Genomic DNA, 13767 nt, shown 5'->3' on the forward strand with positions numbered 1-13767 from the left:
CGCAGGGCAGCGCCGCCGCAGGAAACCCAGGTCCCTCTCCGCCGGAGAGGGTCGGGAGGGGGGCGATCAGTCCACGGCAGCGCGCTCCCCTCCCGTCTCGGCGGATCCGGCAGGGGGTGCGGCGACCGGGACCGTAGGCGCGACGCGGGTGGCGGTGCCACCGGCGCCGGGGGCGCGGAGCGCGAGGCGGCAATCCACCACGTCGGGCTCCTCGCCGCGATGGGCGGTGAAGCCGAAGCGGCGGGCGAGGCGCAGCATCGGCTCGTTCTCGGCCATCACCTGGGCGCCGATCTCGGCGGTGCCGCGGACCCGGTGATAGCGGAGCATCTTGTCCATCAGGATGCTGCCGAGCCCGGTGCCCTTGAGGTCGCTGCGCACCAGAATCGCGAGCTCGGCGCGGCGGTCGCCGGCGTCGGTCGAGGTGCGCACCACGCCGAGCGTTTCCGGGCGGCGCTCGCCGCCCTGCAGGGTGGCGATGAAGGCCATCTCGCGGTCGTAGTCGATCTGCGTCAGGCGGGCGAGCTGATGATGCTGCAGCTTCCGGGTCGAGCCGTGAAAGCGATAGCGCAGATCCTGCGGGCTCATGCGGCCGACCAGCTCGGCATGCGCCGGCTCGTCCTCGGGGCGGATCGGGCGCAGCAGCACGGTGCGGCCGTCGTGCAGCGTCGCCTCCTCCTCGAGCCCGGCCGGATAGGGCAGCACCGAAAAACGCCGCCGGTCGCTGTCGTCGAGCGGCGCGACGCGGATGCGCGCATCGACCGCGATCACGCCGTCCTCGTCGGCGAACAATGGATTGATGTCGCACGCGACGATCTCCGGCCGGTCGACCAGGAGCGCCGACAGCCGCACCAGCGCCTGGGCGATCGCGTCGCCGTCGGCCGCCGGCCGCAGCCCGTGCGCGCCGAGCCGTCGCGAGATGCGGGTGCGGCCAATCACTTGCCGCGCGAGCGGCAGGTTGAGCGGCGGCAGCGCGACGGTGTGGTCGCGCACCAGCTCGACCGCGCGGCCACCCTCGCCGAACACCAGCACCGGGCCGAACAGCGGATCGCAGGCGATGCCGATCATCAGCTGGCGCGAATGCGGCCGCAGCACCATCCGCTGCACGGAAAATCCTTCGATCCGCGCCTTCGGCGCGGTCTTGCGCACCCGCGCCGCGATGCCTTCGCAGGCGGTGAGAACCGCCGCCGCATCCTCGAGGTTCAGCGCGACGCCGCCGACGTCCCATTCGCGCGGCAGATCGGGCGAGGCGACCGTCAGCGCCACCGGATAGCCGATGCGATCGGCGGCGCCTGCTGCCTCCTCGGCCGAGGCGGCAAAGGTGCTGGCGAGCGTCGGGATGCCGTAGGCGGCGAGCAGCGCGCGGGTGTCGGGATCGTTCAGGATGCCGTCCGGGCGGGCGAGGCCGCGCGCGACGATCTCGCCGGCGATCTCGTGGGCCGGCGCGAACTCCGCGGTGTCGGCCGGCGGCGTCTCCAGCAGCATGTCCTGGTTGCGGCGATAGTCGACCAGATGGCGAAAGCCGCGCACCGCCGCGCCGATGGTGCCGTAGTTCGGCAGGCCGGCTTCCGCGAACAGCCGCAGCGCCGGGCCGATCGTCTCGCCGCCGATCCAGCAGGCGAGCACCGCGCCGTGGCACTTGCGCTGCGTCTCGATCACCGCGCGCGCCACCTCGACGCTGTCGACGATCGGGTTCGGCGCGTGGATGATCAGCACGCCGTCGACCTCGGGCGCCTCGAGCAGCACCTTCAGCGCCGCGGCATAGAGCGTCGCCGGCGCGGCGATGCCGAGATCGATCGGATTGCCCGTTGCGGCGCCGGGCATTGCTCCGGGGGCCGCGCCGGGCGTCGTGCCGGCCGGCAGGACGGCGGCGAGCTTTTCGAGCGTTTGCGGCGACAGCGTCGTCGCCTCGCCCGCCTCGGCGGCCTCGATCTCGTCGATCGCCATCATCGCCGCGCCGCCGCCGTTCGACAGCACCGCGAGGCGGTCGCCGCGCACGAGCTTGGAGCGGGCGAGCGTCTCCACCGCGCCGAACAGCTCGTCGATCGTCTCCACCCGCAGCGCGCCGGCGCGGCGCACCGCGGCGTCGAACACCGCGTCGGGCGCGGCGAGCGCTTCTGCGAGGAACGGGCCGATCGGCCCGCCGTCGGCGCGGGTGCGGCCGCCCTTGATCAGCAGCACCGGCTTGTTGCGGGCAGCGGCACGCGCCGCCGGCATCAGCTCGCGCCGCGCCTGGATCGCCTCGATGTGCAGGAGGATCGCCTTGGTGTCCTCGTCGCCCGCGAGATGGTCGATCACGTCGGCGATGTCGATCTCGGCGCCGTCGCCGAGCGAGACGATGCAGGAGAAGCCGATGTCGCGCGAGCGCGCCCAGTCCAGCACGGCGGCGCACAGCGCGCCCGACTGCGAGACGAACGCGACCCGCCCCGCCCGCGCCGGCAGGTGGGCGAAGCCGGCGTTCAGATTCTCGCGCGGCACCTGCACGCCGAGGCTGGCGCCGCCGAGAATGCGCAGCCCGAACGGCCGGGCTGCCGCACACATCGCGTCGCGGTCGACGCCCTCCGCCGCGACGATCGCCGCCCGCGCGCCCTTGCGGCCGAGCGCGTCGATCAGCTCCGGCACGGTCGCCGCCGGGGTGCAGACGATCGCGAGATCGGGCGCGAGCGGCAGCGCCTCGATCGACGGATAGGCGAGCACGCCGGCGACCGCCTGCCGGGTCGGATGGACCGGCATGATCGGCCCGGAAAACAGCCCGTCGAGCAGATTGCGCATCACGATGAAGCCGACCGAGCGCGGCCTTTCGCTGGCGCCGATCACCGCGATCGAGCGCGGCGCGAACAGATGCGACAGGTTCTGCGTCGACATGGCGGCTCCGTCGTCGGTCGGCCGATGATAGGGGCTTTCGCGGCTGCGGGTCCAGCATCCGGCGGCGGCCGGGCGGCGAATTTCGCCCGATGGGCCGGCGTTCGGCGCGACCCGAGGGGCGGCGCGAAAAATCGCCGTGCCGGAGGCTTGACCGAGCATAACGTATTTCGGTACTGTTATGCCGAAATTGAAAACGAGCCGCCGTCGACCCCCGCGACGTCGGCCGGCGAAACGAGGGGGAGGGATGGCCAAGGACAGCACGACTCGAGCCAGCGCCGGGCGCAGCGGCGCGACGACGCCGTACCGGTGGATGATGACGGAGGTCGGCGCGCCGCTGATGCGCGAGGCTTTCGCGCTGCCCCAGCCGGCGCCCGCCGAGGTGGTGGTCGAGGTCGCCGGCTGCGGCGTCTGCCACACCGACCTCGGCTATTATTACGACGGCGTGCGCACCAACCATCCGCTGCCGCTCGCGCTCGGCCACGAGATTTCCGGCCGGGTGATCGCCGCGGGCGCCGAGGCGGAAGGCTGGCTCGGCCGCGCGGTGATCGTGCCGGCGGTGATCCCGTGCGGCCACTGCGACGCCTGCAAGCGCGGCAAGGGCACGATCTGCCCGAACCAAAAGATGCCCGGCAACGACATCCAGGGCGGCTTTGCGAGCCACGTGCTGGTGCCGGCGGCCGGCCTCTGCCCGGTCGACGAGACGCGGCTCGCCGAGGCGGGCCTGACGCTCGCCGACGTGTCGGTGGTCGCCGATGCGGTCACCACGCCCTATCAGGCGGTGGTGCAGGCGGGCGTCGGCCCGGGCACGCTGGCGATCGTGATCGGCGTCGGCGGGGTCGGCGGCTATTGCGTGCAGGTCGCCGCCGCGTTCGGCGCCACCGTGGTGGCGCTCGACGTCGACCCGGTGAAGCTGAAGGCGGTCGCTCGCTTCGGCGCCGCGAGGTCGATCGACGTGACGAAGACCGACCCGAAGGGGCTGAAGAAGGAGATCGCCGCCTTCGCCAAGGAGCGCGGGCTGCCGGCGCGCGAATGGGTCGTGTTCGAGTGCTCGGGCAGCGCCGCCGGCCAGACGACCGCCTGGAGCCTGCTCACCCACGGCGGCACGCTGGCGGTGGTCGGCTTCACCATGGACAAGGTCGAGCTGCGGCTCTCCAACCTGATGGCGTTCCACGCCCGCGCGCTCGGCAATTGGGGCTGCCCGCCCGACCTCTATCCCGGCGCGCTCGACCTCGTGCTCGAGCAGCGGATCGCGCTCGGCCCGTTCGTCGAGCACCACCCGCTCGATGACATCAACAAGGTCTTTGCCGCCGCGCACGCCCACGAGCTGACGCGCCGCGCCATCCTGATCCCGTGATCGGAAACCGTTTCGAGAGAGAGCCGATGTCCGCCACCACTGCGACCACCGCCACCCTTCGCGAAGCCGGCGCGCCGACCGCGCTGAAGGATCACGACCTCGTTCCGCACGCCGCCGTGCCCGGCGTGCTGTTCGAGAAGCGCCCCGCCCGCACGCCCGACGGTGCGACCGTGCCCGGCCTCTACAATGCGTGGATCACGCTCAACAATCCGGGCCAGTTCAACTCCTACACCACCGACATGGTGAAGGGCGTGTTCCTGGCCTTCCGCGCCGCCTCGAACGCCCGCGACGTGGTCGCGGTGGTGTTCACCGGCGCCGGCGACAAGGCGTTCTGCACCGGCGGCAACACCAAGGAGTACGCCGAATACTATGCCGGCAATCCGCAGGAGTACCGGCAGTACATGCGGCTGTTCAACGACATGGTCTCGGCCATTCTCGGCTGCGACAAGCCGGTGATCTGCCGCGTCAACGGCATGCGGATCGGCGGCGGCCAGGAGATCGGCATGGCTTGCGACTTCACCGTCGCGCAGGACCTCGCCCGCTTCGGCCAGGCCGGGCCGAAGCACGGCTCGGCGCCGATCGGCGGTGCGACCGATTTCCTGCCGGTGATGGTCGGCTGCGAGATGGCGATGGTGTCGGGCTCGCTGTGCGAGCCGTGGTCGGCGCACAAGGCGTACCGCCTCGGCATGATCACCGACGTGGTGCCGGCGCTGAAGGTGGACGGCGAGTTCGTCGCCAACCCCTTGGTGATCACCGATCGTTATCTGGACCAGTACGGCCGCATCGTCCATGGTGAGCCGCGCACCGGTGAGGAGCTTTCCGCCGGTAAGGAGATCTTGAAGAAGGGCACAGTCGACCTCTCTTTGCTCGACCAGAAGGTCGAGGAGCTGTGCGCAAAAATTCTGCTCACCTTCCCGGACTGCTTCACCAAGACGATCGAGGAGCTGAGAAAGCCGAAAATCGACGCGTGGAACGCCAACAAGGAGAACAGCCGCGCTTGGCTGGCGCTCAACATGATGACCGAGGCACGCGCCGGCTTCCGTGCCTTCAACGAGGGCACCAAGGACGACCGCGAGGTCGACTTCGTCGCGCTGCGCCGTGCGCTCGCCGACGGCACGCCCTGGACCGACGAGCTGACCGAGAGCCTGATGCCGGCGGCGAGGGCCGGCCGATGACGGAGCAACCGCTCAAGGTCTGGCACGACCGCGACGGCGCGCTGCTGCGCCTGCGGCTCGCGCGGCCGAAGGCCAACATCGTCGACGCCGCGATGATCGCAGCGATCGACCAGGCGCTCGCCGACCATCTCGACGACCGCCGGCTGATCGCCGTGCTGATCGATCACGAGGGACCGCACTTCTCGTTCGGCGCCAGCGTGCAGGAGCACATGCCGGGGCAGTTCGAGGCGATGCTGCGCGGCTTTCAGGCGATGGTCTTGCGGCTCGTCGCCGCTCCCGTCCCGGTGCTGGTCGCGGTGCGCGGCCAGTGCCTCGGCGGCGGCATGGAGGTGGCGATCGCCGGCAATCTGATCTTTGCCGCGCCCGACGCGCAGTTCGGCCAGCCGGAGATTCAGCTCGGCGTGTTCGCGCCGCCGGCGAGCTGCATCCTGCCCGAGCGGATGCCGCGCGGCGCCGCCGAGGCGCTGCTGTTCTCCGGCCGCTCGATCGGGGCGGAGGAGGCGCACCGGCTCGGTCTCGTCCACGCGATCACGCCGGAGCCGGAGGTCGCGGCGCTCGCCTGGTTCGACGAGCGGCTCGCGCCGCTGTCGCCCTCCTCGCTGCGCTTCGCCGTCAAGGCCGCGCGGTTCGAGTACGTCGAGCGAGTGCGTGCGAAAGCCGCGGCGCTCGAGACACTCTATCTCAACGAGCTGATGTCCAGCCACGACGCCGTCGAGGGCCTCACCGCGTTCCTCGAGAAGCGGCCGGCCAAATGGGAGACCGGAGCGCCATGACGATCGACACGACGTCCAAGCCGACCGAGTCGATGCCGACCGAGACGATGCCCGCGACCGCGGAAATCGTCGAGCGCTGCCGGTCGCTCTACGAGGACCTCGACTTCTCCGCGGCCCGCGCGTGGAAAGCCGCGGTGCCGGGCCGTAAGGTGGTCGGCTTCATGCCGGTCTATGCGCCGCTCGAGCTGATCCACGCCGCCGGCTGCCTGCCGCTCGGCCTGTTCGGCGGCGGCGACCAGATGGAGGTGATCCACGGCGACGCCTATTATCAGAGCTATATCTGCCGCATCCCGCGTTCGACCGTCGAGCTCGGCGTGACGAAGCGGCTCGACTTCGTCGACGGCATGATCTTCCCGTTCGTGTGCGACGTGATCCGCAACCTCTCGGGGATGTGGAAGCTGATGTTCCCGCACGTGTGGTCGAAGTTCTTCGACACGCCGCAAAACTTCGATCCGGAGGTCGGTGGTCGTTATTACGTCGAGGAGCTGAAGGAGCTGCGCGACGGGCTCGGGACGCTGACCGGTCGTAAGATCTCCGACGACGATCTGAAGCGCTCCATCGCGCTCTACAACGAGAACCGCCGTCTGGTGCGCGAGGTCTATGCGTTCCGCGCGCGTGCGCCGTGGAAGGCGCCGACCTCGGAGATCTATCTCCTGATGCGCGCCGGCCTGATGATGGAGGTGGAGGAGCACAACCGCCTTCTGGTCGCCTATCTCGCCGCCGCCGAGGCCGAGGACCGGCCGAAGCGCGACAATGTGCGGGTCGCCGTCTACGGCTCGTTCTGCGAGCAGCCGCCGCTCAATCTGATCAAGTCGCTCGAGATGGCCGGCTGCTACGTGGTCGAGGACGACTATGCGCTGGTGAACCGCTTCATCACCGAGGACGTCTCGACCGACGGCGATCCGCTGGAGGCGCTGGCGACCGCCTATCTGAAGCACTCGGTCGAGACCTCCTGCAAGTACGTGCCGAACGAGGAGGACAAGGGCAAGTATCACGTCGCGCAAGTGAGAAAGGCGCGCGCCGAGGGCGTGATCTACGCCACCCCGTCGTTCTGCGACCCGGCGCTGCTCGATCGCCCGATGATCTGCCGCCGGCTCGGCGAGGCCGGCATCCCGCACATCGCCTTCAAGTACGCGGAAAATTCCGGTCAAATGCAGCCGATCCGCGAGCAGGCCGGCACCTTCGCCGATTCCATCAAGCTGTGGAGCTGATCACATGAGCGACGCCGTCAAGGAACCGTCGATGCTCCTGCAGAAGGAGATGATCGCGAAGAACTACGAGGCGATCACGTCTAAGAACGAGACCGGCCGCAAGGTCGCCTCCACCTTCGTGCCGGGCAATCTCAACGAGCTTTTGATGTGCTTCGGCATCGTCAACAACCTGCCGGAGATCAACGCCATCCAGAACGGAATGCGCAAGCTCTCGGGCAGCTACATCATGGAGGCCGAGAAGGGCGGCCACTCGGAGGACGTCTGCACCTATGTGAAGGCTGACATCGGCATGATGGGCAAGGGCAACATCGCGCCGAACGGCAAGCCGTTCCCGGAGCCGGATGTGCTGCTTCTGTCCTACACCGGCTGCTACACCTTCATGAAGTGGTTCGAGCTGTTGCGCGAGCAGTACAAGTGCCCGACGCTGATGCTGCACGTGCCGTACGAGGGCGACGGCCACGCCACCAAGAACATGCGTGATTACATCGTCCGTCAGCTCCGCGAGGTGGTGATCCCCGGGCTCGAGCAGGTGTCGGGCGTAAAATTCGACATCGACCGCTTGCGCGAGGCGCTGCGCCTCTCCGCACAGGCCGAGGAGCATCTCGTCTGGACGCTCGAGCAGGGCAAGCGAAAGCCCTCGCCGATCGACGCCTACTTCGGCGGCGTCTATTATATCGGCCCGATCTTCACCGCGTTCCGGGGCACGCCCGAGGCGATCGCCTATTACGAGGCGCTGCGCAAGGAGGTGCAGGCGCGCATCGATGCGGGGCAGGGGCCGGTGACGCCGGACGGCGGCAGCTTCGACGATCAGAAGTACCGGCTGGTCGTCGAGGGGCCGCCCAACTGGACGAATTTCCGGGAGTTCTGGAAGATGTTCTACGACGAAGGCGCGGTCGTCGTGGCATCGAGCTACACGAAAGTCGGCGGCATGTACGATCTCGGCTTCCGCCACGATCCCGACCATCCGCTCGAAAGCCTCGCCGACTACTGCCTCGGTTGTTATACCAACCGCAATTTGCCGACCCGCATCGACATTTTGGCGAAGTATGTCGAGGAGTACGAGGCGGACGGGCTCTTGATCAACTCGATCAAGAGTTGCAACAGCTTCTCGGCCGGCCAGCTGATGATCATGAAAGAGGTCGAGCGCAAGACCGGCAAGCCCGGCGCCTTCATCGAGACCGACCTCGTCGATCCGCGCTACTTCTCCGCCGCCAACGTGAAGAATCGGCTGGAGAGTTATTTCCAGATGATCGAGCAGAAGCGGCGCGGCGCCGCCAAGGCCGCGTGAGGGGAGAGACACATGCGCTGCTTCATCGGCATCGATCTCGGCTCCACCACCACCAAGGCGGTGGTGATGGACGAGAATCTCCACGTGCTCGGGCGTGGCATCACCAACTCGCGGTCGAACTACGACACCGCGGCGGCGGTCTCCAAGCAGGAGGCGCTGGTCGACACCCGCCTCACGCTGTTTCGCCGGGCGCTCGCCGGCGTGCCGGAGGTGTCCGGACGCGTCGGTGAGATTCTCGCCGACCTCGAGCGCAATTTTCGGCGTGTTCAGTTCCTCGAGCAGCTCGACGACCTCGAGCGCACCTGCATCGTCAACGTCCAGGGCCCGCGTTTCGCGGGTCGTGAGACCGCCGTGATCGACGTGCTCGAGGAGACCTTTCGTCGGCTGCGCGAGCACTCGGCGGCGCTGTTCGCGCCGGGCGCGCGGCGAAAGTCCGATTTCTTTCGTGATCTCGCCGGCTCCGACTTCATGCAGATCGGCGAGGCGGTGTGTCGCGACGCCGGCATCGGTTTCGATCTGATTCTCAACGTCTACGACAAGTCGATCATCACGGTGGAGAATCGTCCGCCGGCCGGCGACATGGAAGGCAAGTTCCTCCGCGCGCTCGAGCAGGCGAAGCTCGATGCCGGGTTGGTCGAGAAGCCGGTGCGCGACGCGCTGGCGATCCCGCTCGAGGAAACCTACGTGGTCGGCACCGGCTATGGCCGCGTCCGCCTGCCGTTCCCGAAGGAGCACATCCGCTCGGAAATCCTCTGCCACGGGCTCGGCGCGCACATGATGTATCCCGGCACCCGCACGGTGCTCGACATCGGCGGCCAGGACACCAAGGGCATCCAGGTCGACCCTTCCGGCATCGTCGAGAACTTTCAGATGAACGACCGCTGCGCCGCCGGCTGCGGACGTTATCTCGGCTACATCGCCGACGAGATGAACATGGGGCTGCACGAGCTCGGGCCGCTCGCCATGGCCTCCACCAAGCAGGTGCGCATCAACTCGACCTGCACCGTGTTCGCCGGCGCGGAGCTGCGCGACCGCCTCGCGCTCGGCGAGAAGCGCGAGGACATTCTTGCCGGCCTCCACCGGGCGATCATTCTCCGCGCGATGTCGATTTTGTCTCGGGCGGGCGGCGTGAAAGATCAGTTCACATTCACCGGCGGCGTCGCCAAGAACGAGGCGGCGGTGCGCGAGCTGAGAAAGCTGATCAAGGAAAATTACGGCGACGTGCAGATCAACATCGATCCCGACTCGATCTACACCGGCGCGCTCGGCGGCGCGACATTCGCCGTGCGGGCCGTGGTGAACTGAAAGAACGGGGAGGAACCACATGAGCGAGATCGTCACGGCCGGGATCGACATCGGCTCGGGCTGCGTGAAGGCGGTGCTGTTTCGGGTGGACGGCGAGCGGATCGAATGGCTCGACAAGGAGGTCGCGCGCATCCGCAACCGCGATCCGTTCCAGCTCGCCGGCGAGGCGCACGAGGCGATTCTGAAGCGCACCGGCGTCGCACGCGAGGCGGTCGCCTATGTCGCCTCGACCGGCGACGCGGAGGCGCTGAAGTTCGCGACCGGGCATTTCTACTCGATGACGACGCACGGTCGCGGCGCCGTTTTTCTCAACCCGAAGGCGCGGGCGGTGCTCGACATCGGCGCGCTCAACGGCCGGGCCATAAAAGTCGACGGCAGCGGCAAGGTGTCGAGCTACAAGATGACCAGCCAGTGCGCGTCGGGCTCGGGGCAGTTCCTCGAGAACATTGCGCGCTATCTGGGCATCGCTCAGGACGAGATCGGCACGTTGTCACGACAGGCCGACAATCCGGAGAAGGTGTCGTCGATCTGCGCGGTGCTGGCCGAGACCGACGTGATCAACATGGTCTCGCGCGGCATTTCCGCATCGAACATCCTGAAGGGCATTCACGTCTCGATGGCGGTGCGGCTGGCGAAGCTCCTCAAGTCGATCGGCGCGAGCGAGGGCGTCGTGCAGATGACCGGCGGGCTCGCGCTCGACGTCGGGCTGGTGGCGGCGCTCAACGAGGCGCTGGTGCAGGAGAAGGTGGCGCTGGTCGCCGAGAGCCATCCGGACGCGATCTTCGCCGGGGCGATCGGGGCGGCGCTGTGGGGCGCTTATCGGCACGAGAAGCTCGCCGCGCTCGAGACGATGGCGGCCTGAGAGACGGCGGGGGGAGACGACGTGAGCGACACGAGCATGGGGCCGGTCGAGCCGGCCGACATCGAGGCGGTGATCGCGCTCGACCAGAGCGTCACCGGCACCTCGCGGCGCGGATTTTATCAGAAGCGGTTTTCCGCGACCGCGGCGCATCCGGAGCGCTTCGTCTGGCTGGTGGCGCGCGAAGAGGGGCGGCTCGTCGGCTTCGTCTCGGCGCAAATCCTTGCCGGCGAATATGGCGACGACACGCGCTCGGCGGTGGTCGATGCGATCGGCACGGCACGCGAGCGACGGCGTGGCGGGCTCGGCGGCGCGCTGATGGCGGCGCTCGAGGCGGAGCTGATCTCGCGCGGCGTCGGCGAGCTGCGCTCGGAAGCCGATTGGACCGAGCGCGACCTGATCGGCTTCTTCGCGCGCACCGGCTTCTCGCTCGCCCCGCAGCTGGTGCTCGCGCGCGACTGCCGGGCGACGGCCGATTTCTGAAACCGTGATCATTTCAGGACCAGACAGATGACCGTGATCGAGCCCGATTTCAGCGATCCCTCCGGTGACGAGGCGGAGGCACTGGCGCGCGACAGAATTCCGGTGCGGTCGATGACCGAGGCGGATTTGCCCGCGGTGGTCGCGATCGACCGCAAGCTGAACGGCACCGGCCGCGATCGCACCGCTTATTACGAGGCAAAACTCGCCGAGATGCTGAACGAGAGCGGCGTGCGCGTCTCGCTGGTCGCCGAGGTCGATGGCATCTTCGCGGGCTTCGTGATGGCGCGGGTCGACTACGGCGAGTACGGGCGCACCGCGCAGTCCGCCGTGCTCGACACCATCGGCGTCGCGCCGGCGTTTCAGCACCGCGGCGTCGCCGACGCGCTGACGAGCCAGCTTCTGCTCAATCTGCGCTCGCTCGGCGTCGACACGATCTTCACGCGCGTCGCGTGGAACGCGCACGGGCTGCTGCGCTACTTCGAGCGCAGCGGCTTCGCGCCGTCGCAGCGCCTGTGCTTCCGCAAGCCGCTCGCACGGTGACGCGGACCATGGCTCTCGATCTCGCGTGGAAATTTGCGGGGCGCACTGCGTTGGTGACGGGCGGCGTGCGCGGCATCGGCCGCGCGATCGTCGATGCGCTGGTGGCAGGCGGCGCCGATGTTCACGTGCTCGACGTCGGCGAGGCGGCCGACGTGCCGGGCGCGCGCGTGCATGGGGCAAACGTCGCCGATTCGGCTGAGGTCGGCGATGTGGTGGCGCGGATCGGTCGCGTCGATCTCCTGGTCAACAATGCGGGCATCACCCGCGACCGCTCCATCGTCAAGATGACCGATGCCGATTGGCGCGCCGTGCTCGACGTCAATCTGACCGGCGCCTTCAATCTGATCAGGGCGGTCGCGCCAAAGATGGTGGAGGCGGGCGACGGGCGCATCGTCAATGTCGTGTCGATCAACGGGCTTCGCGGAAAGTTCGGGCAGGCGAACTATGCCGCCTCCAAGGCCGGGCTGGTGGCGCTGACCAAGACGGCGGCGCGCGAGTTCGGGCCCAAGGGCGTCACGGTGAACGCGGTCGCGCCGGGCATGGTGTTGACCGAGATGACGCTGAAGCTCGCGGAAGAGTTTCGTCAGAAGGCGCTCGACGAAAGCGCGCTGAAGCGGCTTCCGGGTGTCGACGACATCGCCGCCGGCGTGCTGTTTCTCTTGTCCGATCACGCGCGCTTCGTCACCGGCCAGGTGCTGCAGGTGGATGCCGGCCAGTACATGTGAGATCAGCCGCCGACCACCTTGCGGAGCGCGGCGGCGGCATCGCCGGCCGGCGTGCGGCGGACGATCTTCAACATGGTGTCGATGGTGATCGACGACAGCGTGGCGCGTGTGCCGTCCTCGATCTCGTCGAGCACGCGGCGCAGCGCCTTGCCCTCGCGAGTGTCGTCGCCGGGCTCGCGGCCGCTCGTGCTCGATCCGATCGGCTCGAACACCGTGATCACGTCCAGCAGATTGAGCCGCTTGGCGTTGCCGGAGAAGCGGTAGCCGCCGCCGACCCCGCGCGAGGCCTCGACCATGCCGAGCCGGCCGAGGGTGCGCAAGACCTTGGCGAGATGGTTCGGCGACAGCCCGTATTTTTCCGCGATGTCGGAGGCCGACATCTGCCGGTCGGGCTCGGCGGCGAGCTCGAGGATGGCGAACAGCGCGTGGCGGGTGGCGAGCTGCAGCCTCATTCGTCGAGCTCCATCTCCAGCTCCACGAACGGGCCGCCCATCATCCCCTGGCTGCGGAAGAACGACAGGATGAGCTGGTGGTCGCGGGCGATCATCGTGCGCACTTTTGCCACGCCGGCCGCGCGGAAACGGTCGCAGATCGCCTGAAACAGGCTCGAGCCGATCGATTCGAGTCGCGCCTCCGGGTCGACCGCGATCGCAAACACCCAGCCGCAGGGCGGCGAGCCGAACTCCCAGGCGCGGATCTCGCCGACGATGAAGCCGAGCAGCGCGCCGCCGCGCTTGGCGACCAGGAAGAACTGCTCGCTCGGGTTCGCCTGGCAGGCCTCGAAGCGGCGGTGCCAGTATTTCGGCTTGGCGTTGGCGGTGGTCTGCGCGTCGAGGCGGATGATCTGCCGCATGTCGCCGGGGCTGGCGGGGCCGATCGAGAGGTCTTCGGGAGAGGCGGCGGCGGGGGCCTTCCTGGCGGGCTTCATGAACGACCGATGCGTACGACCGAGGGACGGGAGCGACTGCAGCACCACCGACGGGAGGGCGGCCACCGGACCGTCGAACGACCGTCCGGCGACGGACCGTCCGAGGACGGCGCACCGGCGCGCCGCGCGGCGGAGAACCGGATTCTATTCCGTCAAACTAGTACCCTTTTGCGCCTGCTTCAACTGCGAGGCGGGCGGTCCCGGCGGGCGGATCAGGGCTACGGCATTCACGGATTTGATTTGGCTCGGCTCGGATCCGTGATT

13 protein-coding genes are annotated in these 13767 nt (G+C 68.6%); 10 read left to right on the forward strand and 3 right to left on the reverse strand.

Annotated features, from left to right (window positions below; translation table 11 throughout):
* Positions 1-66 precede the first annotated feature (66 nt).
* Positions 67-2862, reverse strand: coding sequence for a bifunctional acetate--CoA ligase family protein/GNAT family N-acetyltransferase (locus A33M_RS11250; protein WP_157223436.1), 2796 nt, complete (start codon positions 2860-2862; stop codon positions 67-69).
* A gap of 244 nt (positions 2863-3106) precedes the next feature.
* Between A33M_RS11250 and had the strand changes: the two genes are divergently transcribed.
* Genes had through fabG form a run of 10 tightly spaced genes read left to right on the forward strand, consistent with a single transcriptional unit; the run spans position 3107 to position 12575 of the window.
* The gene (gene had, locus A33M_RS11255) at positions 3107-4216 is read left to right on the forward strand and encodes a 6-hydroxycyclohex-1-ene-1-carbonyl-CoA dehydrogenase (protein ID WP_008387065.1); all 1110 of its coding nucleotides are present in this window, start codon (positions 3107-3109) and stop codon (positions 4214-4216) included.
* A gap of 26 nt (positions 4217-4242) precedes the next feature.
* Complete coding sequence (gene oah, locus A33M_RS11260) at positions 4243-5391, forward strand: 6-oxocyclohex-1-ene-1-carbonyl-CoA hydratase (RefSeq protein ID WP_008387066.1); 1149 nt, start codon at positions 4243-4245, stop codon at positions 5389-5391.
* Positions 5388-6164, forward strand: coding sequence for a cyclohexa-1,5-dienecarbonyl-CoA hydratase (locus A33M_RS11265; RefSeq protein WP_040620235.1), 777 nt, complete (start codon positions 5388-5390; stop codon positions 6162-6164). Before oah ends, A33M_RS11265 begins: the two co-directional genes overlap by 4 nt.
* Positions 6161-7375 (forward strand): benzoyl-CoA reductase subunit C, encoded by a 1215-nt coding sequence (bcrC, locus tag A33M_RS11270; protein ID WP_008387067.1) that lies wholly within the window; start codon positions 6161-6163, stop codon positions 7373-7375. Before A33M_RS11265 ends, bcrC begins: the two co-directional genes overlap by 4 nt.
* A 4-nt stretch (positions 7376-7379) precedes the next feature.
* The gene (bcrB, locus tag A33M_RS11275) at positions 7380-8663 is read left to right on the forward strand and encodes a benzoyl-CoA reductase subunit B (RefSeq protein ID WP_008387070.1); all 1284 of its coding nucleotides are present in this window, start codon (positions 7380-7382) and stop codon (positions 8661-8663) included.
* Between the two features lie 12 nt (positions 8664-8675).
* Positions 8676-9968: a benzoyl-CoA reductase subunit A gene (gene bcrA / locus A33M_RS11280; protein ID WP_008387072.1), complete on the forward strand. Its 1293-nt coding sequence runs from the start codon at positions 8676-8678 to the stop codon at positions 9966-9968.
* Positions 9969-9987: 19 nt separating this feature from the next.
* Entirely contained in the window at positions 9988-10830 is an 843-nt protein-coding gene (gene bcrD / locus A33M_RS11285) for a benzoyl-CoA reductase subunit D (RefSeq protein ID WP_008387075.1), read from the forward strand.
* Positions 10831-10851: 21 nt separating this feature from the next.
* The gene (locus A33M_RS11290; RefSeq protein WP_157223437.1) at positions 10852-11310 is read left to right on the forward strand and encodes a GNAT family N-acetyltransferase; all 459 of its coding nucleotides are present in this window, start codon (positions 10852-10854) and stop codon (positions 11308-11310) included.
* Positions 11311-11337: 27 nt separating this feature from the next.
* Positions 11338-11850, forward strand: a complete 513-nt coding sequence (locus A33M_RS11295; RefSeq protein ID WP_008387080.1) for a GNAT family N-acetyltransferase — start codon at positions 11338-11340, stop codon at positions 11848-11850.
* Positions 11851-11858: 8 nt separating this feature from the next.
* A complete protein-coding gene (gene fabG, locus A33M_RS11300; protein ID WP_008387082.1) occupies positions 11859-12575 on the forward strand; it encodes a 3-oxoacyl-ACP reductase FabG in 717 nt (238 codons plus the stop codon).
* Between the two features lie 2 nt (positions 12576-12577).
* Here fabG and A33M_RS11305 read toward each other — a convergent pair whose 3' ends face one another.
* Positions 12578-13027, reverse strand: a complete 450-nt coding sequence (locus A33M_RS11305; RefSeq protein ID WP_008387084.1) for an Rrf2 family transcriptional regulator — start codon at positions 13025-13027, stop codon at positions 12578-12580.
* Complete coding sequence (locus A33M_RS11310; protein WP_008387086.1) at positions 13024-13569, reverse strand: GNAT family N-acetyltransferase; 546 nt, start codon at positions 13567-13569, stop codon at positions 13024-13026. The genes A33M_RS11305 and A33M_RS11310 overlap by 4 nt, the downstream gene beginning before the upstream one ends.
* Between the last annotated feature and the right edge of the window lie 198 nt (positions 13570-13767).

Origin of the sequence: Rhodovulum sp. PH10 (assembly GCF_000293785.1) — a bacterium.
GTDB lineage: Bacteria > Pseudomonadota > Alphaproteobacteria > Rhizobiales > Xanthobacteraceae > Rhodoplanes.

Bases quoted from the DNA above. Each gene is read 5' to 3' on its own strand.
- A33M_RS11250 (WP_157223436.1), bottom strand. From the start codon at position 2,862: ATGTCGACGCAGAACCTGTCGCATCTGTTCGCGCCGCGCTCGATCGCG.
- had (WP_008387065.1), top strand. From the start codon at position 3,107: ATGGCCAAGGACAGCACGACTCGAGCCAGCGCCGGGCGCAGCGGCGCG.
- oah (WP_008387066.1), top strand. From the start codon at position 4,243: ATGTCCGCCACCACTGCGACCACCGCCACCCTTCGCGAAGCCGGCGCG.
- A33M_RS11265 (WP_040620235.1), top strand. From the start codon at position 5,388: ATGACGGAGCAACCGCTCAAGGTCTGGCACGACCGCGACGGCGCGCTG.
- bcrC (WP_008387067.1), top strand. From the start codon at position 6,161: ATGACGATCGACACGACGTCCAAGCCGACCGAGTCGATGCCGACCGAG.
- bcrB (WP_008387070.1), top strand. From the start codon at position 7,380: ATGAGCGACGCCGTCAAGGAACCGTCGATGCTCCTGCAGAAGGAGATG.
- bcrA (WP_008387072.1), top strand. From the start codon at position 8,676: ATGCGCTGCTTCATCGGCATCGATCTCGGCTCCACCACCACCAAGGCG.
- bcrD (WP_008387075.1), top strand. From the start codon at position 9,988: ATGAGCGAGATCGTCACGGCCGGGATCGACATCGGCTCGGGCTGCGTG.
- A33M_RS11295 (WP_008387080.1), top strand. From the start codon at position 11,338: ATGACCGTGATCGAGCCCGATTTCAGCGATCCCTCCGGTGACGAGGCG.
- fabG (WP_008387082.1), top strand. From the start codon at position 11,859: ATGGCTCTCGATCTCGCGTGGAAATTTGCGGGGCGCACTGCGTTGGTG.
- A33M_RS11305 (WP_008387084.1), bottom strand. From the start codon at position 13,027: ATGAGGCTGCAGCTCGCCACCCGCCACGCGCTGTTCGCCATCCTCGAG.